This is a genomic window from Chromohalobacter canadensis, from assembly GCF_034479555.1.
Taxonomy (GTDB): Bacteria; Pseudomonadota; Gammaproteobacteria; order Pseudomonadales; family Halomonadaceae; genus Chromohalobacter; species Chromohalobacter canadensis.
Genome location: NZ_CP140151.1, coordinates 2,370,193 through 2,391,376, shown reverse-complemented (window position 1 = coordinate 2,391,376; position 21,184 = coordinate 2,370,193). Strand labels below are relative to the sequence as shown.

Here is a 21,184-nt window from a genome sequence, read left to right as displayed (position 1 = left end):
TGAGCGCAGACACTTGTCAGGCAGAGCTTAACGCTTGTCCTCGGTCCGAGTCTCGAAATCGCTGGCATCGTGGCGCTCGTGGAGCTGGAGTTCCGGCTCCCCGAAGGTGCGATTGACCATCCGCCCACGCAGCACCGCCGGGCGCGCGTCGATCTCCTCGGCCCAGCGCACGACATGCGTGTACTCATGGACTTGCAGGAACTCGGCGGCATCGTAGAGACGCCCCAGCACCAACTGCCCGTACCACGCCCAAGTAGCGATATCGGCGATGCTGTACGCGTCGCCGGCCAGATAGCGGTGCTCCGCCAGATGGCGGTTCAACACATCGAGCTGACGCTTGGTTTCCATGGCATAACGGTCGATGGGGTACTCGAGCTTGACCGGCGCGTAGCTGTAGAAATGCCCGAAACCGCCACCGAGGAACGGCGCGCTGCCCATCTGCCAGAATAGCCAGTTGAGCGCTTCGGTGCGCGCCACATGCTCCTTGGGCAGAAATTCCCCGAACTTCTCGGCGAGATACAGAAGAATCGAGCCCGATTCGAACACGCGTGTCGGCGTGTCGCTGCTGTGGTCCATCAGCGCCGGAATCTTCGAATTGGGATTGGCTTCGACGAAGCCGCTGCCGAACTGATCACCCTCACCGATGTTGATTAACCACGCATCGTACTCGGCGCCCTGGTGACCCAGCGCCAGCAGTTCCTCGAACATGATCCCCGCCTTGACGCCATTGGGCGTGGCCAGCGAGTAAAGCTGGAACGGGTGCTTGCCCACCGGCAGCTCTTTCTCATGGGTGGGCCCTGCGACCGGGCGGTTGATGCTCGCGAACTTGCCGCCGCTTTCTTTCGGCTCCCAAACACGGGGTGGGGTGTAATCGGTCTCTTGGCTCATGAAGCCTCCTGGTCTGTGCGTCGGATCACGCCTCGCCAAACGGCAGGACGTATCCAGTCGCCTGAAAAGGTAGTCTGATAATCATTGGGACGCGAGACGGGTGGTTCAAGTCAGCCGACGGACGCATGTGCCCGCCAGCCAAAAGCACAAGACGGTGTTACAAGCGCTCGACCGACACGGCCAAAGCGGGCGCCAGCGGTAAACGCGGCAGCAAGGTGGCTTGATAGGCGTGATAAAGGTCGGGTTTGACGTCGCCCTGCGCCGGGTCGATGGCGAGGCGATGGTCCAGTTCCTGCTGCCAGCCGCCCCGAGCCCGGTCGATGAAGGTGGTGTCGATGAAGTCCCACACATGGCGATACCAGTGCTCGTAGTGGGCATCGCCGGTGCGTTGCAGAAAGGCACTGGCGGCGGCCAAGGCCTCAGCATGCGTCCAGTGGCGGCGCCGCCGCGAGCTCGGCTGACCCTGCCAATCCACGGTGTAAACCAACCCCGGTGCGCCGTCGCTGGCCCAGCCGTCACGTAAGCCAGCCTCAAACAACGCGGCGGCGTCCACGAACAACCAGGCGGGCGCTTCACGCCCACGCGCCTCGAGCGCCGCCTCCAGGTGCAGCATTAACCGCGACCATTCGAAACTATGCCCCGGCGTCGCGCCATATGGATAGAAGTCGTGATGCGGCTGCTCGACGTTGTAGTCCGGCCACTCGGCCCAGTCGCCGTGAAAGTGCTCGAGTATGCGATAGTCGCGCGGTGCCGCATGTCGATGTATCAACCGCTCGACGATGGCCAACGCCCGATCCAGCCAATGTGGCTCGTCGCGCACATCGGCCAACGCCAGGCACAGCTCCACGCCATGCATGTTGCTGTTGCCGCCACGATAGTCCGCCAGCTCACGCCAACCTTGCGCATAACGCTCGACGAAGGCTTGCTCGCTCTCCGACCAGAAGCGCGTCTCGATGACCTCGACCACCTCGTCGAGCAGCGCTGCCGAGCCGGGTATGCCCGCCTGACGAGCAGTGGCGGCCCCCAAGGCGACGAAATGATGCAGGTAACACTGCTTGGTGCGATCCGCCGTCACGGCGGGGCCGCCCGCTAGCCAACCACCGTCTTGCTCGTCGCGCAGCAAACCGCTCAAGGCACGTATGGCATGCTCGGCCAGCGACGCCGCGCCGGGCACGCCTTGCATCGCCGCCAACCCATAACTGTGGGCCATACGCCCGGTGATCATCGTATCGGCACTGGCGCCTTCGGGGATTCGCCCATCGCCGTCCAGCGGCGCGAAACCGCCGGTGTCGAGCCGCGCCTGACGGTGGAACTCGAGCAGTCTCAGTCCTTCCCGAGTCAGCCAGTGGTGATGCGTTTCGGCGTCCAGCCAGCGCCGTGCCGGTGAGTGTGTATTATCTGCCATGCCTTGCGTGCCTCGAGTGACGAAAACGTTGGCTTTCATTAGCCATTGACGACGGTACCACCATTGGGATGAATCGTCTGGCCGCTGATGAAGGAAGCATCGAGACTCGCCAGGAAGACGAATACCGGTCCGAGTTCGCTGGGTTGCCCGGCACGCCCCATCGGGGTTTCCTCACCGAAGCCTTCCAGCCATTGCGGGTCATGGGCGCCCAGTGTCGCCGGCTGCAACGGCGTCCACACCGGCCCGGGCGCCACGGCGTTGACGCGAATGCCGCGCCCCACCACCTGGTTCGAGAGGCTACGCGTGAAACTGACGATGGCTCCCTTGGTGGCCGAATAATCGACCAGAAAATCCGGCCCGATATAGGCATTGACCGAGGCGTTGTTGATGATCGCGTCATCCTCGCCCAGATGCGGCAAGGCCGCCTTGGCGAGATAGAACTGGCTGTGCATGTTGGTCTCGAACACCGAGCGCCACTGCTCGTCGGAAAGCTCGGTCAGGTCCTGGCACACCCACTGCGTGCCGGCGTTGTTGACCAGGATATTGAGCCCTCCGTAGACCTGCACCGTCTCGTCGATGCAGCGACGGCAGAACTCGGCCTCCGCCAGATCGCCCTCGATCAGATGACAACGGCGTCCCTCGGCCTCCACCAGGCGTTGCGTCTCGGCAGCATCCTCGCGCTCGCTGAGGTAGACCACCGCTACATCGGCGCCCTCGCGCGCGAAGTGGATCGCCACCGAACGGCCGATGCCGCTGTCACCGCCGGTGATCAAGGCGATCTTGCCTTCCAGCTTCGACGCCCCCCGATAGCCGGGACGGATCATCTCGGCCGGTGGTTCCATCTCGGCTTCGCTACCCGGCAGTGTCTGGGACTGTGCGTGAATCGCGACCTTGCGAACCATGCTCACCTCCATGTGGTGTGTAAGACGTCCTTGTACGACAAAACGTGTTTAGCCCTCTAAAAGTAGATCCTGGTATAAGCCAGAACAAGCAAGCACTTATTCACGCCGCGTCATCGCTCGCTGGTACTCGTCCCGCCATGCCTGAGCATGCAAGGAGCTATCGGCGGGAAACCGCTCCAGCTCGACGGCCAGCTCGAAGAAACCGCGCGCCGGCATGTGCGGAGCACGGCGGCTGACCACCAGCGCGGCGATGAAGGGGTGGCCCCGGGCGGCGTCCTCGCGCATCGACGTCTCCAGCGCCTGGGTGACGCGCGCGATGGTACGCGGTGGCTGCAAGCCGAGCGCGTCGGCGACCTCCTGGTAGGTCATTGGCAGCCTCTCTCGCGGCACCGCTTCAAGCGTTTCACGCACGGCGGCAGCCAGTGGTAACGGACTATCGGACATGGTCTCGCTCAGGTGCTCGGGTCAAACAGTTTCACTTCGCGAATATCGACTTGTTCCCATACGCGACCGGTCATGTAGGGTTCTATCTCAAGCCATGCTTCCAACGCCTGGCGGTCGGCGAACTGGAAGTGCGCGCTAGAGCCAACCATCTTGCCGTTGTCATCCAGGATCGCCCCGCCACTCAGGAAACATCCCTCTTGGGCAAGCGCGCGCACGCCCGCCAAATGCGCCTCGCGGTTGGCCAGGCGGCGATCCAACGCCTCGGCATCAGTGTAATCGTAGGCCACTACGGCATATTGCGGCATGATGTTCTCTCGTCTCAGAAATATCGAATCGGGGCGTTGCCACCATGGTCTGAATCATGCGTGAGGCCAGGCCGTGGTACAACGGTCGTTAGCGGATTAACGCTGCCACTCCGATCCTTCAACCAGTCCAAAACGCTTATGCACAGCAACTCAAACCGTACGACCTCCTTCACCCGTCAACTGCTATGCACGGCATGAGCGATACCCGCCTTTTTCGCTCGCTACGTTTTTACAATTACCGCGTGTGGGCCATCGGCGCCCTGGTCTCCAATATCGGCACTTGGATGCAGCGCATCGCTCAGGACTGGTTGGTACTAACCGTGCTCACCGACCACGATGCCAGCGCCGTGGGCATTACCATCGCCTTACAGTTCGGTCCACAGTTGCTGCTGCTTCCGCTGACTGGCTACGCCGCCGACCATTTCGACCGCCGCCGGCTAATCCTTCTCACTCAGGCATTGCTGGGGCTATTGGCAGTAGGGCTGGGACTGGTCACCCTCACCGGCGTGGTAACACTTTGGCAAGTCTACGTCTTTGCCTTGGGGCTCGGCTGCGTCACGGCCTTCGATGCTCCCGCTCGACAGACCTTCGTCAACGACCTGGTCGGCGAAAAGCATCTCTCCAACGCAGTGGCCCTCAATTCGACATCCTTCAACGCTGCACGGATGATTGGTCCCGCCGTTGCCGGGTTGTTGATTGCCGCCGTCGGCAGCGGCTGGGTCTTCATGATCAATGCGGCCTCTTTCGCCGCCGTGCTCGGATCGCTATGCCTGCTGCGGCTCGACGAACTGCTCCCCGTCACCCGGCCAAGGCATCACGCCGGCGGACTGACGGAGGGTTTCCGTTATGTCTGGCGGCGCCCCGAGTTGAAAGCCATCTTGCTGATGCTCTTCATGATCGGCACCTTCGGCTTCAACTTCGCGGTCTATATTTCCACCATGTCGGTGCGCGTCTTCCACGGCGAGGCGGGGCAATACGGCCTTCTGACCTCATCTTTGGCCGTCGGCTCGGTCACGGGTGCGCTATTGGCTGCCAAGCGCGAGCGCCCGCACATGCGGCTGCTGTGCTTCTCTACTCTGGGATTCGGTGTCTGCTGCGGCCTGGCAGCTCTTGCCCCCAACACATACCTCTTCGCCACCGCCCTGATGCTGACGGGCCTAGCGGCGCTGACCTTCATGACCGCTTCCAACGCACTGATTCAGCTCTCGACGGAACCGACGATGCGTGGCCGCGTAATGGCGTTGCGGATGGCGATCACCATGGGCGGCACGCCGCTCGGTGCCCCCATCGTCGGCTGGCTGGCCGATCACGCCGGGCCACGCTGGGCGATGAGTGTCGGCGCCACGGCCGGCCTCGTCGCCGCCCTGATCGCCGCCAGGTTGCTGATGCGGGAAGGTCGAGGTCGCGAGTACACCATGCCGCGTGCCAGGCACGCCCCCTCGCGACACACGCCTTGACGCCACGGCGAAAGCCGGAAACGTCTATCCTAGGGAGACTGTCTTTTCCCGCCTCCCGGAACTTCCATGGACCTCAAAAGCGGCTACCCTTATTGGGCAATCAAGAACGGCTTGATGCAGGCCTTCCCCAAGCTCGACCGGGACGTGACCTGCGAGGTGGTGGTCATCGGCGGTGGCATTACCGGGGCCCTGATCGCCGACGAGCTGGCCCAGAACGGCCATGAGGTCACGGTACTGGAACGCCGCGATGTGGGCTGGGGCAGTTCCGCAGCGAGCACCGCGTTGATTCAGTACGAGATCGATACGCACATGACCGACCTCGCCGCCCGTTTCGGCGAGGCCGATGCCGTCTCGGCCTATCGCGCCTGCGCGCAGGCCATCGATGCGCTCGAAGGGTTGGCCGACGCCGTGGGCGACGTCGATTTCGCCAGGCAAGCCAGCCTGTATTACGCCAGCGATGAAGGCGATCTCGACAGCCTGCGCCGCGAATGGGAAATGCGTCGTCAGCACGACTTTGACGCCGACTGGCTGACGCCCGAGGCCATCGCGTCGCGTTTCGGGTTCGAGGCGCCAGGCGCGATCCTGACACCCCAAGCCGCCCGGCTCGACCCTTACCGCATGGCCTATAAGCTGCTCAACCGCGTGCTCACCGCCGGCGGCCAGGTGTATGACCGCACCGAGGTCGCCACCGCCACGCCGCATGCGCACGGCGTCACGCTTACCACCCAAAGCGGCCACTCACTCGACTGCCGGCACCTCATCGTCGCCGCGGGCTATGAAGCGCAAACCTGGCTCGATGACAAGGTCGCCATCAACCGTAGCAGCTATGCCTTCATCACCGACCCCATCGCAGAGGATGTGCTCGGCGAACTCGCCTCGACGCTGATCTGGGAATCCGCGCGCCCGTATCTCTACATGCGCACCACCGGCGACGGCCGGCTAATGGTCGGCGGCGAGGATGACGATATCGACATCCCCACCGAACGAGATCAACGCGTCGGCCCAAAGGCCGAGACCCTGATCGCCCAGGTGGAAGCACTCTTCCCCCATCTCTCACCGAATCCCACGTTTTCCTGGGGCGGCACCTTCGCCGAAACCGATGACGGCCTGCCCTTCTTCGGCCCGCATCCGCAATACGGCCCCCACGTCCACTTCGCCATGGCCTACGGCGGCAACGGCATCAGCTACAGCATGATCGGCGCCGGCTTGTTACGCGCCCTGATCGAGGGCCGAGAGCATCCACTGGCCGAGTTATTCTCCTTCCGGCGCGTGGGAGATTGACAAGCTTCAAGCCACTCATAATTACCGATCGGTAATTAATTGGCCGAATAGTCTCTCGTAGCGCTATAAATTACCGCTCAGTAATTATGATGCTGAAAGTCACGATATATGACGCTACACTTACCGAACGGTAATTCTAGACTAGGAACGCACATGGCCGACCTCGCCCCCCCCAAAACGCTTAGCGACCGCATTCGTTACAGCGAAGACCTCGGCAAGCTGGTGCGCCAAGCGCGTACCGAGCAATCATTGCTACAGATCGATTTGGCCGGGTTAGCCGGCACCGGCAACCGTTTCATCGTTGATCTGGAGCGGGGAAAACCGACGCTGCAACTCCAGAAAGTTCTGGACGTACTCGATCTCATGGGTCTTGAAGTCATCGTGCAGCGCAAGGGGACACATCAACATGGCGAGTAACGAGGCCCTGGATGTCTATCATGGCGACTACCTGGTAGGTAGGCTATACAACGCGCAGCCGCTGCGTTTCGAGTACGAGCCGCCATGGCAGGCATCTCCACGGGCTGTCAGCCTCTCCCCCTCGCTTCCACTGACCCGTCGAGTGCATGCCGGCGACGACGTTGTGGCGTACTTCGAAAACCTCCTACCAGAAGGCGATCTCCGCCATCATCTGGAGATCCGACACCACACCAGCACCCTCTTCGGACTCTTGAAAGCCATCGGTGGAGATACGGCCAGCGGCTTTACTCTGATACCTTCGGGCGAGGCACTGGCGACGCCCCGTTATCGCCCCCTCCGCTGGAGTGCGCTGGCCGAGCACCTTCATAACCGAGAACGGAGCCCGCTACTTTCACAGCAAAGCGAGGGCGCTCGCATCTCGTTGGCCGGCGCTCAGGACAAGTTGCTATTGATGCTAATGGAAGACGGCAGCCCCGCTATACCGGTGGGATCAGCGCCGTCCAGCCATATCCTCAAGCCGGACATTCGCCGCCTGAGCGGTATCTGGGCGTCCGCCCTCAACGAGACGTTTTGCATGCAACTTGCGGACACGCTCGGACTCGAGGTGGCAGAGGCCAGCTATCAGTTGGATACTCGCGCCTGCCTCGTTCGTCGCTACGACCGCGCTCCCGATGACCGAGGGGGACTACGCAGGCTGCATCAACTGGACCTCTGCCAGCTCAGTGGCTCCCCCTCGAGTATCAAGTACGAAAGCGATGGTGGGCCCGGGTTGGCACGCTGCCGAGAGCTGCTGCAACAGGCCGGGGTCCCTGCCAGGGACCTCCAGCGGCTCATTGGTTGGTTTTTCTTCAACCTGCTGATCGGTAACAACGATAGCCACGCCAAGAACCTTTCCCTCTTGCAGGCCGACGAAGGCCCGCGATTGGCACCGTTTTATGACTTGATGAGCACGACGCTCTATAGCGGCTTATCACGCCATTTCGCTTTCCAGGTTACCGGTGAGAACAGACCCGGCAGCATCGAGAAATCACATTTGGAATCACTCGCCAGATCGATGCGCTTCCAACCACGTTATTTCATCAAGCAGGGGCTCCAACTGGCCGAGCAAATGCCCATTGCACTAGAAGCCACCCGCGCAAGCCTCGAAGAGGTCGCCCAGCCCGGCAAGGAGCAGATACTGCTGGAAAGGCTTCATCAGCGACTGACGAGCAACTGTCGCAAACTCCCCGCCCATTGGTCAGCCAGCCAGATGTGAGACGCTATAGATGACCGCCAGCGCCCTCGGCACCGTGGGCTTCCATCAGGAGGCCCCGCCACCGTGGCCGGACGGACGTCCCGGCCTTTCCCCTAGCGCCACATCGTATTCGCTGATCGCCGTCACTTCCCTTGGCCACCATTCGGGGTGGTTGTCCCGGATGAAGGCCATCAATTTCTCCCGCACATTCATCTCGGCGACCCAGCCGGCGAACGGGTCCGACGTCATCAAGTAGCAAACGACCGTCTGCGCTCGCTCGGTCTGTCCCGTCACATAGCAAGAAAGCTTGTGGTGTTCGATGACATTATCTTCTTCCTGCGCATACTCCAGGAACTTCTCCCTGAGGCATTGGATATCAGCGCTCAAGTGGAGGATCAACTCCAGGCTCCGGAACTCCTTCGCGCTCTTGACCGACAGGTTTTCGAAGGGTCTGGAGACGAAGTACGTGACCGGCACGATCAAGCGCCGGTCATTCCAGACCCTCAAGCGAATGTAGGTATAGAAGATACCTTCCACATAACACCACTGGTCTTCGAAGACCACCAGGTCGCCGATGCGTATGGGCTTGGCCAACGAGAGCTGAAACGAAGAAAGGATATTGCCGAGTACAGTCTGGCCGGCAATACCCACCAGTACCGCCAACACGCTGGCCGAGGCCAGCAAGGTGACCCCCAGCGTCTCGAATAGCTGGATCTGACTCAGCACATAGATCGAAACAGCAGTGACCGTGATCAGAATAATGATGCGGCGCAGCGCGTAGAGTGTCGTCAAGAATTTACGCGCGTCCTGGGGCTTGGTGTCATCGATCTGTCCGATGAGGTGCCGCGTTATTTGCAGCATGAAAGTATCGACTAGGCGCAGCGCAATCGTACAGCCACCCCAAGCCAGAATGACGATCAACAGCACCCGGAAGGACGTAGTCGCCACGGCTGAGAAAGACACTACATAATCGAGCACTGTCTGGGTTACCAGTGACATGACGACGAGTGCTACAGGCGTCTTGATTCGTCCAACAAAAATGCTAGGCGAGCCGGCAGGCAGCCAGCGTGTCGCCATCCCCACCAGGTGGTGGACCCACCATCCCATCAGCCCCACCAGCAACAGAAAAACCGGAATGGCGATCCATTCCCAGATTCTGAGCACTCCAAACGAGGCCTTGAAGCGATCCGGAATATACGCCTCAAACATCAAAGGACCGTATTCTTCGTAAAGCAAAGGCACCGAGGAAACACTATCTGGCATGACCAACCAGACTGGTTCCTCGTCACCCACCCGATATCGGCCCAGACGAATATCATAGCTTTCGCCCTTGGCAGTGAGCGATGCCAGCTTGAGGTTCCGTCGAGGCTCTCCCGTCTGGGGATGCTGGCCTGTGGGGTCTTCGATGGCGGCATCCTGGCGCCCGGGGAGGCTGGAAACCTTGAGCCATTCGCCGCGTTTGAGAACCTCGGCCAGTTGCCTGGCCAACTGCTCCCCCCGCTCTCGCTGCTCCGCCGAGGACAGTTCGGAAAGGTTGAGGATCTGCGCCGCTGCCACGAAATCCTCATTTTCAGTCAGTGTCAGAAAGCTACGTATCGACTCCCGTGGCGTCATGCGTTTGACCGCTTTGGGAACCTGGCCCAGCCCCGCGTTTAGCGAATCGACGGAGAACCAACGTGTCTCCTCACTGTCGTCGTCCGACGTTTGCGCCAAGCATAAGCTGGAAAAGATAAAAACCACTGCAGCCACCAGCCACAGTCGCCATGCGCCATTTTTCTTCATACGTCCCTTACCGATTCAGTGGGCCATCCATGCGATCCACCTACCACCGGATCGTCCCGACCCGGCCGGGCCTTTCTCCATGAAAGACCACCCAGTTAGTGGTTGCTCGCAGTACAGCGCACCGGTGAATGCCGCGTCCAGTTTTCATTCCTCGATGATTCGCTTCAGGGAAGCAACAGCGTGTCATAGGCAAGCAAGAGGAACCGGCAGTACGACAACTTTGGTGAAGCCTTCATAAGCAAACTACACTCCAGCCGAATGCGCCTCGCCAAGCCTCTCTTTGGCGAGGCGTCTTCCACTGATCTGCAAAAGGAGTTTGCCGTGATTGCCACTGCCGAACGACCGGCTCGAAACGGGCCGAACCCGCTACATGGAATGTTGCTTGCGGGCGCCTTCCCTCTCTTTTTGGGCGCCGCGTTGAGCGATTACGCCTATTCCACGACGTATCAAATACAGTGGAGCCACTTCGCTTCCTGGCTGATCGCCGGCGGCCTGGTGTTCTGCGGTCTGGCGCTGATCTGCGCACTGATCGGGATCTTTCGCTCGGCCGGCCGCCGGGGACTTTCCGTCGTCTACTTCCTGCTGTTGCTGGTGACTTGGGGTCTGGGCTTCGTCAACGCACTGGTCCACGCCAGAGACGCCTGGGGCATGATGCCGACGGGGCTGACGCTCTCCATCGTCATTGCCGTGCTCTCCTTCATCGCCGTCTGGATCGGGTTTATCAGCCGCAAGAGCGGAGGTCAGTCATGAAGTTCACACGCAAGCACACCGGCATGCGTTACGCCGCACCGCTCTCGATCCTGCTGCTCGCCGGTGGCGCCCAAGCCGCCGATTCGGGCCAGCAGTACGGCCCTGACCCGGAGCTACCCGAACCGCAGCGAGGCCTTCTGCCCAACATGACGGTGCCCGAGCAGGCCCCGTGGGACGATGCGAAACCCACGGTGCCCGATGGCTACACGATCACCGCCATCGCCACCGACCTGAAGGTCCCGCGCCAGACGCTGGTGCTCCCGAACGGCGATATCCTGGTGGCGGAAGGCAAAGGCGGCGGTAACGCCCCGAAATCGCGGCCGAAGGATTTCATCGCCGGGCTGATTCAGGCGCAAGGCACCACCTCGGTCAAAGGCGGCGACCGACTAACGCTGCTGCGCGATGGCGACGATGATGGCAAGTACGAGGAACAGACGGTTTTCGCCGAAAATCTCAATGCGCCCTACGGGCTCGCCCTGGTGGATGACGATCTCTACGTGGCCAATCAAGATTCGCTCGTTCGCTTCGACTACGAAGAAGGTCAGACAGAGGCCAGCGGCCCGCCGGAAGTGATCACCCCACTCCCCTCGCGGATCAACCACCACTGGACCAAGTCACTGACCGCCAGTGCGGATGGCGACTACCTCTACGTCGGCATCGGCTCCAACAGCAACATCACCGAACGCGGCATGGCGGCGGAAGTGAACCGTGCGGAAATCTGGGAGATCGATCCGGAGACCGGCGCCCACCGCGCCTACGCCACTGGCGTGCGCAACCCCACCGCGCTGACCATTCAGCCAGACACGGACGAGCTCTGGGCCGTCGCCAACGAGCGCGATGAACTTGGCCCCAACCTGGTGCCGGACTATCTCACCTCCATTGAGGAAGGCGGCTTCTACGGCTGGCCCTACAGCTACTGGGGCCAGCACGTCGACCCGCGTGTGAAGCCGGAGAAGCCAGAGCTGGTGGAGTCAGCGATCGCGCCCGACTACAGCCTCGGTTCGCACCACGCCCCGCTTGGCGTCGACTTCTCCAATGCCGCCGTGGGCGGAGAATTCGCCAACGGCGTCTTCGTCGGCGAACACGGCAGTTGGAATCGTGCCGACCCCGTCGGGTACAAAGTGGTCTTTATCCCGTTCGAGAACGGCGAGCCCGCTGGCAACCCTGTCGACTTCGTCTCCGGCTTTCTCACCGGTGACGGCAAGACACGCGGCCGACCGGTCGGCGTCACCGTCGCGCCGGATGGCTCGGTGATCGTCGCCGACGACATGACCAACGCGATCTGGCGGGTGACGCGAGATGACGACGAGGCACCGTCAGCGGAGTCCGCCACCGAGACACCGGGCGCCTCCAGCGAGGAAGCTGCACCTTCTGAAGACGAGTCCGAAATGCCCGAGGACGGATACGCCGGGGATGGATGATCCCGGCGCGGGGCGCCCGACTCGGCCGTTACTCGATGATCGACGCGAAGCGATCGTTCAAGCGTCTGAGTGCAGGCTTGAGCAGGGGCGCCGGCTTATCGCGGCGCATCAGCGCTTCTTCTCCGGCATAGCTGAAGGTGATCGCTTGTGCGGCGAGCCAGCGTAGCGGCTCGGGCTCCCAGCGCTTGATTAGCCGGCGGTGGCTGTCATTGGCAAAGGCCCATGGCATGCGCACCAACTCGCTATCGCGCTCGAGGATCAGGTCAGCCAGGGTGCGGCCGAACAGGTGCGAGGCGGCCACCCCCTCACCGGCATAACCGCCCGCAGTGGCAAGGCCGTCGCGACGGTCGAGGATCGCATGCGGGCGGAAGTTGCGCGACAAGCCCAGCGAACCGCCCCAGCCATACTCGACCCTGACACCCTCCAGCGCGGGCAGGAGATCCACCAGCAGGTCCCGCCGCATGCGGATGGCCTCATCATCGATCGCCTGGTCGGCCTTGGATCTAGCGCCGAGATAATAGTTGCCGCGGGCACCGAAAACGATGCGCCCATCGGCGGTGCGATGGCCGTAATTGATCAACCGGCTGGCATCCGCGAAGGCGGGACGCTCGGCCATGCCGATCTCCTGCCAGCGGGCCTCCGATAGCGGCTCGGTGGCGATCACCAGGCTCTGCACCGGAATCACGTGGCGCTTGAAATCGAGGAACCGGTCGGCGTACCCCTCGGTGGCACACACCACCATCGGTGACTCGACGCTGCCTTCGCGCGTGCTCACCTTGTGGTGCGACAGGGTTTCGGCGCGGCTCTGCTCGTGGATCGTCACGCTCAGGCGCTCGACGCACTCGGCCAGGCCAGCGACCAGCTTGGCCGGGTTCACGGTGGCGACCTGGCGATGATAGATGCCGCCATGGCCGTTTCTGAACCGGGCCTTCTCCGAGAGTTGCTCGGCATCCAGCCAGCAGCAGTTCGCCTCACTGTGCCCCAGCTCATGCAGATGCTGCAGGTAGTCGCGCTGGATGGCGATCTGATCCCGGTAGCGAGCCGCCGCATAGATCGCGCCGCCCTTGTTGAAATCGGCTTCGATCCCCTCGTGCGCCAGTACCCGACCCACCTCGTCGACGTTATCGGCCACCACGCCACAACAGGTTCGCCGCTCTTCGCGTGACAAGCCCCCGATGTGTCGTTCCAGCCCGGCGAGGTTACCCACCACCCAGCCGCCATTGCGCCCCGACGCGCCATGCCCGACTCGCTCGGCCTCGAGCACGACGATCTCCCGCTCGGGGGCAAGGCGCTTCAGGTAATAAGCGGTCCATAGCCCGGTGAAGCCGGCACCGACGATGACCACATCGGCCTGGACATTCGCGGTCAGGCGTGGGCGCGACGCCGGCCGCTCGCCCAGAGTAGTGCTCCAGAAGTTGCTATGCGCGTCAGTGTGCATGGCGTATTCGCTCATCCAAGATCACATGTAGCCCAGCACCAGATACCCCGCGGCGGCAATACAGCCCGCAAGGGCCGCATAAGGCAACTGGGTAAAGGCGTGCTGGAAGGGAGTGCAGCCGCTGGCCTGGGCGGTCAGCACCGTGGCATCGGAATAGAAGCAGGCATGGCTGCCGAAGGTGCTGGCAGAGAGCGTGGCACCGATCACCAGCGTCATGTCGGCCCCGAGGTTCTGCCCCAGCACGGCGACGATCGGCAGGATGATCACGAACACGCCCCAGTTGGAACCGGTGGCAATCGAGGTGGGCGATTTCGTCATCGATGTGCTCGGCACCGGGAGGCACGCACTGCCCTTGCTTTTCGGCACGCTGCTCGGCCTTCTTCATCGGGCCAAAGGCAGGAATCCAGCGCAAGATGAAAAGCGGCACCAGGATCACTGCGACCCAGGGGTAGAACATGAAGGGAATGGCCTGGATGTAGGTCCACACCCCCTGCCCATCTTCCGCGACGCCGTTGCTCTCGAGCAGCGCGCCGAAGAAGACCGCCCAGGTCGATATCGGGATCAGCACGCTGATGGGCGCCGCGGTGGAGTCGACCACGTAGGCCAGCATTTCCCGGGACGTCTTGAAGCGGTCGGTGACCTTGCGCATCGAGGTGCCGACGGCCAGGGAGTTCAGATAGTCGTCGACGAACAGGATGATGCCCATGACCCAGCAGCCCAGCAGCCCAGCAGCGCGCGAGGCTTGTTGGTGGTATAGCGCATCAGCTTGTCCGCAAAGGCGCGGGAGGAACCGGACTTGAGCAGCAGCGCGATGATGCTGCCCATCAGGCCGCAGACCATGATGACCCAGGCGACATCCTCGTTGGTCATCACCGTGAGCAGATCCTCGGTGAGGCTGCTCAAGGCATTGCCCGGATCGATCATCAAGGTGCCGATAAAGGCCCCCAGGACCAGGGGCTCGAGGGCCCGTCGGGTCCACAATGCCAGTATCAGGACGATTGCCGTGGGCAGCAGGACAAGGGGATTGTCATATTCCATCGTGTCTCACCTCAGCGGAGTTGTTGTTGTGCCTTCGTGAATGACGGGAAGCCGGATTGTCGGGCGCCAAAGCGCCGCTATTTCAGTTTTTCGAGTAATTGCTATTTGAGTTTTTCGAGCAGTTGGTAGTACCACATGCCGGCCGCGAGCAGTGCATTGCCGAGCCGGTCGTCGAGCGGGATGCGGATGTGCCGCACGTTGGCGAAGACATCGAACTCCTCGAGCGTGCCGGAAACCGCATTGGCCATGATCTCGCCGACGATGTGCGACGTGGCGATGCCGTGGCCGGAGTAACCCTGGGCGTAGTAGACGTTGTCCGAGAGCTTGCCGAGCTGGGGAATGCGGTTGATGACGATGCCCGCCATGCCTTGCCATTGAAAATCGATGGCAATGCCCTCGAGCTGCGGGAAGGTGTGCTCCAGGCGCGGCCGCAGCTCAGCGGTGATGTCTTGTGAATCGCGACCCGAGTAGTTGGCGCCGCCACCGAAGAGAAGCCGCTTGTCGGCGGTCAGCCGGTAGTAATCGAGCACGAAACGCGTGTCATAGACCGCCAGGTCCTCGGGGTCGATGGCCTGCACCTGTTCGGGCGACAGCGGCGCCGTCGTCACGATGCCCAGCGATGCCGGAAACAACTTGCCCTTCAGCTGCTTGCGCTCCAGGCGATGATAGGCGTTGCCGGCCAGGATCACGCTGTCGGCCGTTACCCGACCGTGCTCGCCAACCACTACCGGCGTATCGCCGTGCTCGATATCCACCACCGGCGAATGCTCGAAGATCAGTGCCCCCAGGCTTGCCGCCGCGCGGGCCTCCCCGAGGCACAGGTTGAGCGGGTGCAGATGCATGTTGTAATCGTTGCGGATCGCACCGTGATAGAGCTCGGTGCCGACCACGCCGCGCACCGCTTCGGCATCCAGCCAGTGGATGTGCTCGCCGATGGCATGGCGTTGCGATTCCTCGAAATCCTGTCGCAACGTCTTGATGTGGCTGGGCTTGTAGGCTGCCTGCAGGTGGCCGTGCTTGAGATCGCAGGCAATAGCGTACTTCGCGACGCGCTCGCGAATGATCCGATGGCCGCGCCAGCGCAGGTTCCAGACGAAGTTTTCGGCATCGTCGCCCAGCGTGTGGCGCATTTGTCGGGTCATGGCGTCCTGGCCGGAGAGACTGCCGGTCACCTGTCCGCCGTTGCGTCCGCTGGCCCCCCAGCCGATGCGGCTGGCCTCGATGATGGCCACGCGATAGCCGCGTTCGGCCAGCTCGACCGCCGTGGCCACGCCAGTGAAGCCGCCGCCGACGATCGCCACGTCGACACGATGCTCACCTTCCAGTCGCGGATAGTCGGATTCCTGGACAATCGATGCGGTGTAATAGGAAGCACAGCGTTGCTGGGTCATGCCTGCTCCTTAAAGACGGGAAAGATAGGTCTGGCGGTCGACATCGGTGACCCGGGCCATGAGCTCCCGGGCCTCGTGACGCTTGATCCTGGCGTAGAGATCTCGATACGCCGTGCCGAAGATATCGGCCATGGCCGGCGAGGCGGCGAAACGCTCGAGCGCGGTGAGCCAATCATGGGTGAGATGCTCGGAGCGCTGCCGCGCGTGGGCTTCGTCCTCGATGGCCGGTGGCGGCGCGATGCGTTGCTCAAGCCCATGCAGAATGCCCCCCAGCAGCGCCGTGGCGACCAGATAAGGATTGGCATCGGCGCCGGCCACGCGATGTTCCAGACGCGCCGCGGCGCCTTGCCATTCCGGCACGCGCACGGCCGCACCGCGATGATCGCGCCCCCAGTTGCACTCGATCGGAGCGAAGCTGTCGGGTTGAAAGCGGCGGTAGGAATTGCCGTGCGGCGCGAAGATCGCCTGACCATCGAGCAAGCTGTGCATCACGCCGCCGATGGCAGCGTCGAGATGTCCGGCACCGTTGTCGCGATCGAAGATATTGTTGCCGTCCTCGTCGAGCACACTGACGTGAAGATGCATGCCCGACCCCGCCTGATCGGTGTAGGGCTTGGCCATGAAGGTGCTCGCCAGGCCGTGATGACGGGCGGCCTGAGCCACGAGACGCTTGAAGTACAGCGCATCGTCGGCGGCAGCCAGGGCATCCGGGCGATGCCAGAGATTGACCTCGAACTGCCCCGGCCCGAACTCGGCGATCAGCGTATCCGCCGGGATGTTCTGGGCGCGGGCGAACGCGCGGATGGTGTCGAGGACCGGCGCCACCGCATCCATCGTCTCGAGCTCGTAGAGCTGCTGCCCCCGGGGATCCCCACCCGGACACAGCGGCGCGGGCGGCCTCGGCTCGAGCGCGTGCCGAGCCTCGGCATCGAGCAGGTAGAACTCCAGCTCGATGGCGACTACCGGCGTCCAGCCGTGGCGACGAAAGCGCTCGACGACCGCGGCGAGCATGGCGCGCGGGTCCATGAAACTCGGCGTGCCGTTCAAATCGTGCAGGGTGGTGAGCACCTGGTGGCCCTTGGCCCAAGGCAGTGGCGTCAAGGTACGCTCATCGGCGTGACAGACCCTGTCGGGGTCGCCGATCGACTGCGACAGCCCGGTCAGCGCATCGTTGTCCTCGCCCCAGATATCCAGCGACTGCGTCGAGAGCGGCAGGCGCACCTGCCCCTCCATCACCTTGTCGAGCTGTTCGGCGGGCACCCACTTGCCGCGCGGAATGCCGTTCATGTCGATGCACAGCACTTCGACCCGGTCGGTGGCCGCGTCCTCGGGAGGGCGGTCGGTGCTGCGGGCAAACGGAGCCTGCGATATCTGCGCCATAGGGGACTCTCGATCTTGTTATGGTCCGGTGTGATCACATATGTGTGATCACACTAGCAGAGCCCCATCAACCCCACAAGCAAGCCGGTATCGTGATTGCCCCCGCCAGTTACGTTAAGCTGGAACGCCTGGCTCGGACTTCCACTTCGTAAAAGGCTCTGGCACATCGCATGACCACGGAATCAACCGCCAGTCGTACGGCTTTTTCGCCCGACACCGCCTCGACCCGGCTTCACCGGGCCCTGCGCGTGCGTCTTTGCGAGGGTGATTTCACGCCCGGCGAAGTGATCTCGATCCGGCGCATCGCCGCGAAATACGGCACCGGCACCATGCCGGCCCGCGAGGCGATACGCTGGCTGGTGACGGAGGGCGCGCTGATATTCTCCGACAGCCGCAAGATCATCGTTCCGGAGCTGAGCCATGACCGGTTTCATGAAATTCTGTTCGCCAGAAAGAACCTGGAAACCGAGGTGTCACGCCAAGCCTTCGACAATATCGGCGCCACCGACATCGAGGCCCTGGAACGGATCGATGAGCAGATCAACGACGCTATCGCCCAGGGCGACCTGGTCAGCTACATGCGCGGCAATTACCAGTTTCACTTCCATATCTACCGCCTGAGCCAATCGCAGGTGCTGTTGCCATTGGTCGAAATACTCTGGCTGCAATACGGCCCCAGCATGCGCTACATCTGCACGCGCTGGGGCGCATCGAGCATCGCCGACGATTATCATCGCGAAGTGACCCAGGCGCTCAGGCGTGGCGACCTGACGTCGTTCTGCGAGGCAATTGCCGCGGATATCGAGCAGGGCATGCTGCTGCTGGAGTAACGGCAGCTCACACAGCAATCGCGCCCCGCAACGGCAATCCCCCGATGGACTTCTCCACCGGGGGATTTTTTCATCACACTCGCAGACGCCAGCGTACCCAGGGCCTCTATCCAGAGGCGCTATCCGCCGCAGCCTTCATGCGTCCGTGAGCACGATCTTGCCCTGGAGATGCCCCCGAGCGGCGCGTTCGTGTGCCTTGCGAGCATCGGCAAGTGGGTAGACGCTGTCGACGACGACTTGAATCGTCCCGTCATCGAGCAAGCGCCCGATGTCTGCTAGCTGAGCCCCGCTCGAACGCACCTGGGTCGTCGAGACGGTGACGCCCAGCTTCGAGGCTTCCTCGGCGCCGTCGAAGCCCAGCGGGTAGATCGGGAACAAGGCGCCACCACGCTTCAGCGTACGCAGGAAACGGTCGGTGGTCGGCCCCCCGAGGGCGTCGATGACCAAGTCAATGTCGTGGACCACATCCTCGGGCGGTGTCCTGGTGTAATCGATGAATTCATCGGCCCCGAGTTCACGAAGAAGCGCCTCATGCCTGCCCGACGCCACGGCGATGACGTGTGCGCCCTTAAGCTTCGCGAGCTGCACCGCAAAGTGCCCTACCCCACCCGCGGCCCCGTTGACGAGAACGGTCCTGCCCTCGAGCGGCACCGGCTGATGGGGGTTCGATTGAAGCGGATTGGGTTCGTTGTGCCCTAGCTCGACCATGAACTGCCACGCGGTGAGCAGCGACATCGGTGCCCCGGCGGCATGCACGTGATCGATGCCGGCAGGTTTGGGCGCGATGTGCGACGCCGGCACGCTGACATACTCGGCATAGGCCTGGCTTTCCCCGAACATGCCGTCGGGGAAGCGAACCATCGAATACACGGCGTCGCCAACGAAAACGCCTTCGACATCATCGGCGACCGCCGCGACGACACCCGAGACATCCGTGCCCAGAATGAGAGGGAAATCCAACTGTGGCTGCCATTCAGGAGGCAGCGACTTGTAGCCCTCGCGCAGATACCAGTCGGGCGGATTGAGGCCAACCGCGTGAACGCGAACGAGCACTTCTCCCGCCTTCAGGGACGGCATTGGCGCATCCTCGTAACGCAGCACATCGGGACCACCGAATTCGTACTGGCGAATCGCTTTCATCATCTGGGTCGGCATGACTTTCTCCTGAGCCACGAATGGGCTACTTTATCGGAACACTGCTCCATATAATCGGATCACCGTTCCATTTTATCAAGGAAAACCCATGAGAGCGGATGCAAAGAAAAATCGCGACCGCCTGCTTGCCGTGGCGGGCGAGGTCTTCGCCGAGCAGGGAGCCGACGCATCGCTGCGTGACATAGCGCGCAAAGCCGGCGTCGGGCTGGGCACGTTGTACCGACATTTCCCGACGCGAGAAGCCCTTCTGGAAACGTTACTGCGCGCCAGTTTCGAGGCACTGGCAGCACGGGCCGGTGAGCTTGAAACCTCGGACTCAGCCGATGAAGCGCTCGTGGTGTGGATGCACGAAACCACTGAATTCACCTACAGCCAGCGTGGCATCATCGCGTTGATGATGGATGCTATCGAGGACACGAATTCCGCCCTGCATGCCTCGTGCGTCATGCTGCGAGCAGCGGGCACGGCGCTTCTCACCCGCGCTCAAGCCGAGGGCAAGGCCCGGGACGACCTGAATGGCGAGGAGCTGTTCGACCTCATCGCCGCGCTCGCCTGGCTACGCGAGCAACCGGCCCACGCGCCCCGCGCCGACCGGCTGTTCGATATCATCGCCGGTGCCGTTCTGACGGACCGGGCTGACGTCTGAAGAAGCCAACTACGCAAGTAGTGACAATCGATATTACGGGCCGAATGAAGAGGCAGTACATCCCGCCTTTCAGACAAGATTGCGATTCAAGGTATTTCGGAAATCTTCGAAAACTGGCGTGTCGTAACCTTTTCGCCAGGCCAGTTTCGTAGTGACTTTGCAAAGAGGGATACACTTCAGGTTATCGGGAGGAAGCAGCGTTTGATAGACACTCTCCGGCAAGACCGTTGCATACCTACCTGTGCATGCCAAGGCAACCATCACGTGATACGACGGCGACTCCTGAATTTCCCATTCCTTTCGCTCGGGGATCCCCAGGTACTCTTCGGCGATTCTTCTATAAGTACACCCCAGCGGAAATGCTGCCAGTTTATTTACCGAGACATCATCCAGGCCAAGATTTTCAATTCCTATATCCGGATGCAGCAAGACAAGAGATTCTTCCCAGGCGTCATGAAACTCCAATCCAAGCACATCCAGTTTTTCTGATAGCGGGCTCTCGATGAAGGAAGGTGGAATGGCTAGGAAGGCACCATCGATCTTTCCCGATCGAACATCATCCAGCAGCCGTATCGATGGGCTCGTTGTGAGGTCCACGCCATGCTCAGGGAAAGACGTGTGAAAGGCAGCTAGAAGCCCCGGCAAACGGCTCGCGGCCGTTGCCTCCATGCTGCCGATCCTGATCGACCCGGGAGAACGTCCTCCCGAAACGACATGCATCGTCTCCGATCGAAGGCTAAGCATACGCTCGGCGTAATCAAGAAAAACCTCCCCTGCAGCCGATAGGGAAAAGCTTTTCCCCGCCCTCACTAGTAGCTCGGCACCGACGCTCGCTTCCAGCTTTTGCAGTCTCGTAGTCACGTTCGACGGGCTCTTTCCCAATCGCCGAGCCGCCCCCGTTACACTGAGCTCATTCGCGACGCAGACGAACACCCTGAGGGATTCAAAATCTTCCATTACGCCAGCCTCTTAATGAAAAATGCCGGTAATAAAGTACTCCACGGCATCTAGGTAACCCTT

At 62.0% G+C, this 21,184-nt stretch carries 21 protein-coding genes; 8 read left to right on the top strand and 13 right to left on the bottom strand.

Annotation, left to right across the window (positions count from 1 at the left end):
• Window positions 1-27: 27 nt before the first annotated feature.
• The 5 genes from yghU to SR908_RS11325 all read right to left on the bottom strand — a co-directional run bounded on the left by yghU (window position 28) and on the right by SR908_RS11325 (window position 3,944).
• The gene (gene yghU, locus SR908_RS11345) at window positions 28-888 is read right to left on the bottom strand and encodes a glutathione-dependent disulfide-bond oxidoreductase (RefSeq protein ID WP_246924240.1); all 861 of its coding nucleotides are present in this window, start codon (window positions 886-888) and stop codon (window positions 28-30) included.
• A gap of 157 nt (window positions 889-1,045) precedes the next feature.
• Window positions 1,046-2,293: an AGE family epimerase/isomerase gene (locus tag SR908_RS11340; protein WP_246924237.1), complete on the bottom strand. Its 1,248-nt coding sequence runs from the start codon at window positions 2,291-2,293 to the stop codon at window positions 1,046-1,048.
• 38 nt (window positions 2,294-2,331) lie between these two features.
• On the bottom strand, window positions 2,332-3,195 hold the full coding sequence (locus SR908_RS11335) for an SDR family oxidoreductase (RefSeq protein WP_246924234.1): 864 nt from the start codon (window positions 3,193-3,195) through the stop codon (window positions 2,332-2,334).
• 96 nt (window positions 3,196-3,291) lie between these two features.
• A complete protein-coding gene (locus tag SR908_RS11330; protein WP_246924232.1) occupies window positions 3,292-3,639 on the bottom strand; it encodes a helix-turn-helix domain-containing protein in 348 nt (115 codons plus the stop codon).
• 8 nt (window positions 3,640-3,647) lie between these two features.
• Window positions 3,648-3,944: a YciI family protein gene (locus tag SR908_RS11325; RefSeq protein WP_097022842.1), complete on the bottom strand. Its 297-nt coding sequence runs from the start codon at window positions 3,942-3,944 to the stop codon at window positions 3,648-3,650.
• A gap of 194 nt (window positions 3,945-4,138) precedes the next feature.
• Between SR908_RS11325 and SR908_RS11320 the strand changes: the two genes are divergently transcribed.
• The 4 genes from SR908_RS11320 (at window position 4,139) to SR908_RS11305 (ending at window position 8,354) form a co-directional block, all read left to right on the top strand.
• Entirely contained in the window at window positions 4,139-5,401 is a 1,263-nt protein-coding gene (locus SR908_RS11320; protein WP_246924229.1) for an MFS transporter, read from the top strand.
• A 66-nt stretch (window positions 5,402-5,467) separates the two neighbouring features.
• Window positions 5,468-6,682 carry an NAD(P)/FAD-dependent oxidoreductase gene (locus SR908_RS11315; protein WP_246924227.1) on the top strand — a complete coding sequence of 405 codons (1,215 nt, stop codon included), beginning with the start codon at window positions 5,468-5,470 and terminating at the stop codon, window positions 6,680-6,682.
• Between the two features lie 153 nt (window positions 6,683-6,835).
• Window positions 6,836-7,099 (top strand): type II toxin-antitoxin system Y4mF family antitoxin, encoded by a 264-nt coding sequence (locus tag SR908_RS11310; protein ID WP_097022566.1) that lies wholly within the window; start codon window positions 6,836-6,838, stop codon window positions 7,097-7,099.
• Window positions 7,089-8,354, top strand: a complete 1,266-nt coding sequence (locus SR908_RS11305; RefSeq protein ID WP_246924225.1) for a type II toxin-antitoxin system HipA family toxin — start codon at window positions 7,089-7,091, stop codon at window positions 8,352-8,354. The genes SR908_RS11310 and SR908_RS11305 overlap by 11 nt, the downstream gene beginning before the upstream one ends.
• Window positions 8,355-8,399: 45 nt before the next feature.
• On the opposite strand, the gene SR908_RS11300 is transcribed toward SR908_RS11305, so the two are convergent.
• A complete protein-coding gene (locus tag SR908_RS11300; RefSeq protein ID WP_246924222.1) occupies window positions 8,400-10,115 on the bottom strand; it encodes a mechanosensitive ion channel family protein in 1,716 nt (571 codons plus the stop codon).
• A 321-nt stretch (window positions 10,116-10,436) separates the two neighbouring features.
• Between SR908_RS11300 and SR908_RS11295 the strand changes: the two genes are divergently transcribed.
• Window positions 10,437-10,865, top strand: a complete 429-nt coding sequence (locus tag SR908_RS11295) for a DUF2231 domain-containing protein (protein WP_246924220.1) — start codon at window positions 10,437-10,439, stop codon at window positions 10,863-10,865.
• Window positions 10,862-12,286, top strand: a complete 1,425-nt coding sequence (locus SR908_RS11290) for a PQQ-dependent sugar dehydrogenase (RefSeq protein ID WP_246924217.1) — start codon at window positions 10,862-10,864, stop codon at window positions 12,284-12,286. The genes SR908_RS11295 and SR908_RS11290 overlap by 4 nt, the downstream gene beginning before the upstream one ends.
• A gap of 28 nt (window positions 12,287-12,314) precedes the next feature.
• Here the strand turns inward: SR908_RS11290 and SR908_RS11285 are convergent, their stop codons facing one another.
• From SR908_RS11285 to SR908_RS11265, 5 genes are all read right to left on the bottom strand, one after another.
• Window positions 12,315-13,739: an NAD(P)/FAD-dependent oxidoreductase gene (locus SR908_RS11285; RefSeq protein ID WP_246924215.1), complete on the bottom strand. Its 1,425-nt coding sequence runs from the start codon at window positions 13,737-13,739 to the stop codon at window positions 12,315-12,317.
• Window positions 13,740-13,745: 6 nt separating this feature from the next.
• Window positions 13,746-14,042, bottom strand: coding sequence for a Na+/H+ antiporter NhaC family protein (locus tag SR908_RS11280; protein WP_246924212.1), 297 nt, complete (start codon window positions 14,040-14,042; stop codon window positions 13,746-13,748).
• A gap of 354 nt (window positions 14,043-14,396) precedes the next feature.
• The gene (locus SR908_RS11275; protein ID WP_246924210.1) at window positions 14,397-14,762 is read right to left on the bottom strand and encodes a hypothetical protein; all 366 of its coding nucleotides are present in this window, start codon (window positions 14,760-14,762) and stop codon (window positions 14,397-14,399) included.
• A 101-nt stretch (window positions 14,763-14,863) separates the two neighbouring features.
• A complete protein-coding gene (locus SR908_RS11270; protein ID WP_246924208.1) occupies window positions 14,864-16,153 on the bottom strand; it encodes an NAD(P)/FAD-dependent oxidoreductase in 1,290 nt (429 codons plus the stop codon).
• Between the two features lie 9 nt (window positions 16,154-16,162).
• Complete coding sequence (locus SR908_RS11265) at window positions 16,163-17,533, bottom strand: glutamine synthetase family protein (RefSeq protein ID WP_246924205.1); 1,371 nt, start codon at window positions 17,531-17,533, stop codon at window positions 16,163-16,165.
• 170 nt (window positions 17,534-17,703) lie between these two features.
• Between SR908_RS11265 and SR908_RS11260 the strand changes: the two genes are divergently transcribed.
• Window positions 17,704-18,363, top strand: a complete 660-nt coding sequence (locus SR908_RS11260) for a GntR family transcriptional regulator (RefSeq protein ID WP_246924203.1) — start codon at window positions 17,704-17,706, stop codon at window positions 18,361-18,363.
• A gap of 135 nt (window positions 18,364-18,498) precedes the next feature.
• On the opposite strand, the gene SR908_RS11255 is transcribed toward SR908_RS11260, so the two are convergent.
• Window positions 18,499-19,518 (bottom strand): NADP-dependent oxidoreductase, encoded by a 1,020-nt coding sequence (locus SR908_RS11255; RefSeq protein ID WP_246924199.1) that lies wholly within the window; start codon window positions 19,516-19,518, stop codon window positions 18,499-18,501.
• Between the two features lie 88 nt (window positions 19,519-19,606).
• On the opposite strand from SR908_RS11255, the gene SR908_RS11250 reads away from it, so the two are divergent.
• Window positions 19,607-20,164, top strand: a complete 558-nt coding sequence (locus SR908_RS11250; protein ID WP_246924196.1) for a TetR/AcrR family transcriptional regulator — start codon at window positions 19,607-19,609, stop codon at window positions 20,162-20,164.
• 69 nt (window positions 20,165-20,233) lie between these two features.
• Here SR908_RS11250 and SR908_RS11245 read toward each other — a convergent pair whose 3' ends face one another.
• Complete coding sequence (locus SR908_RS11245; protein WP_246924194.1) at window positions 20,234-21,121, bottom strand: LysR family transcriptional regulator; 888 nt, start codon at window positions 21,119-21,121, stop codon at window positions 20,234-20,236.
• Window positions 21,122-21,184: the final 63 nt, after the last annotated feature.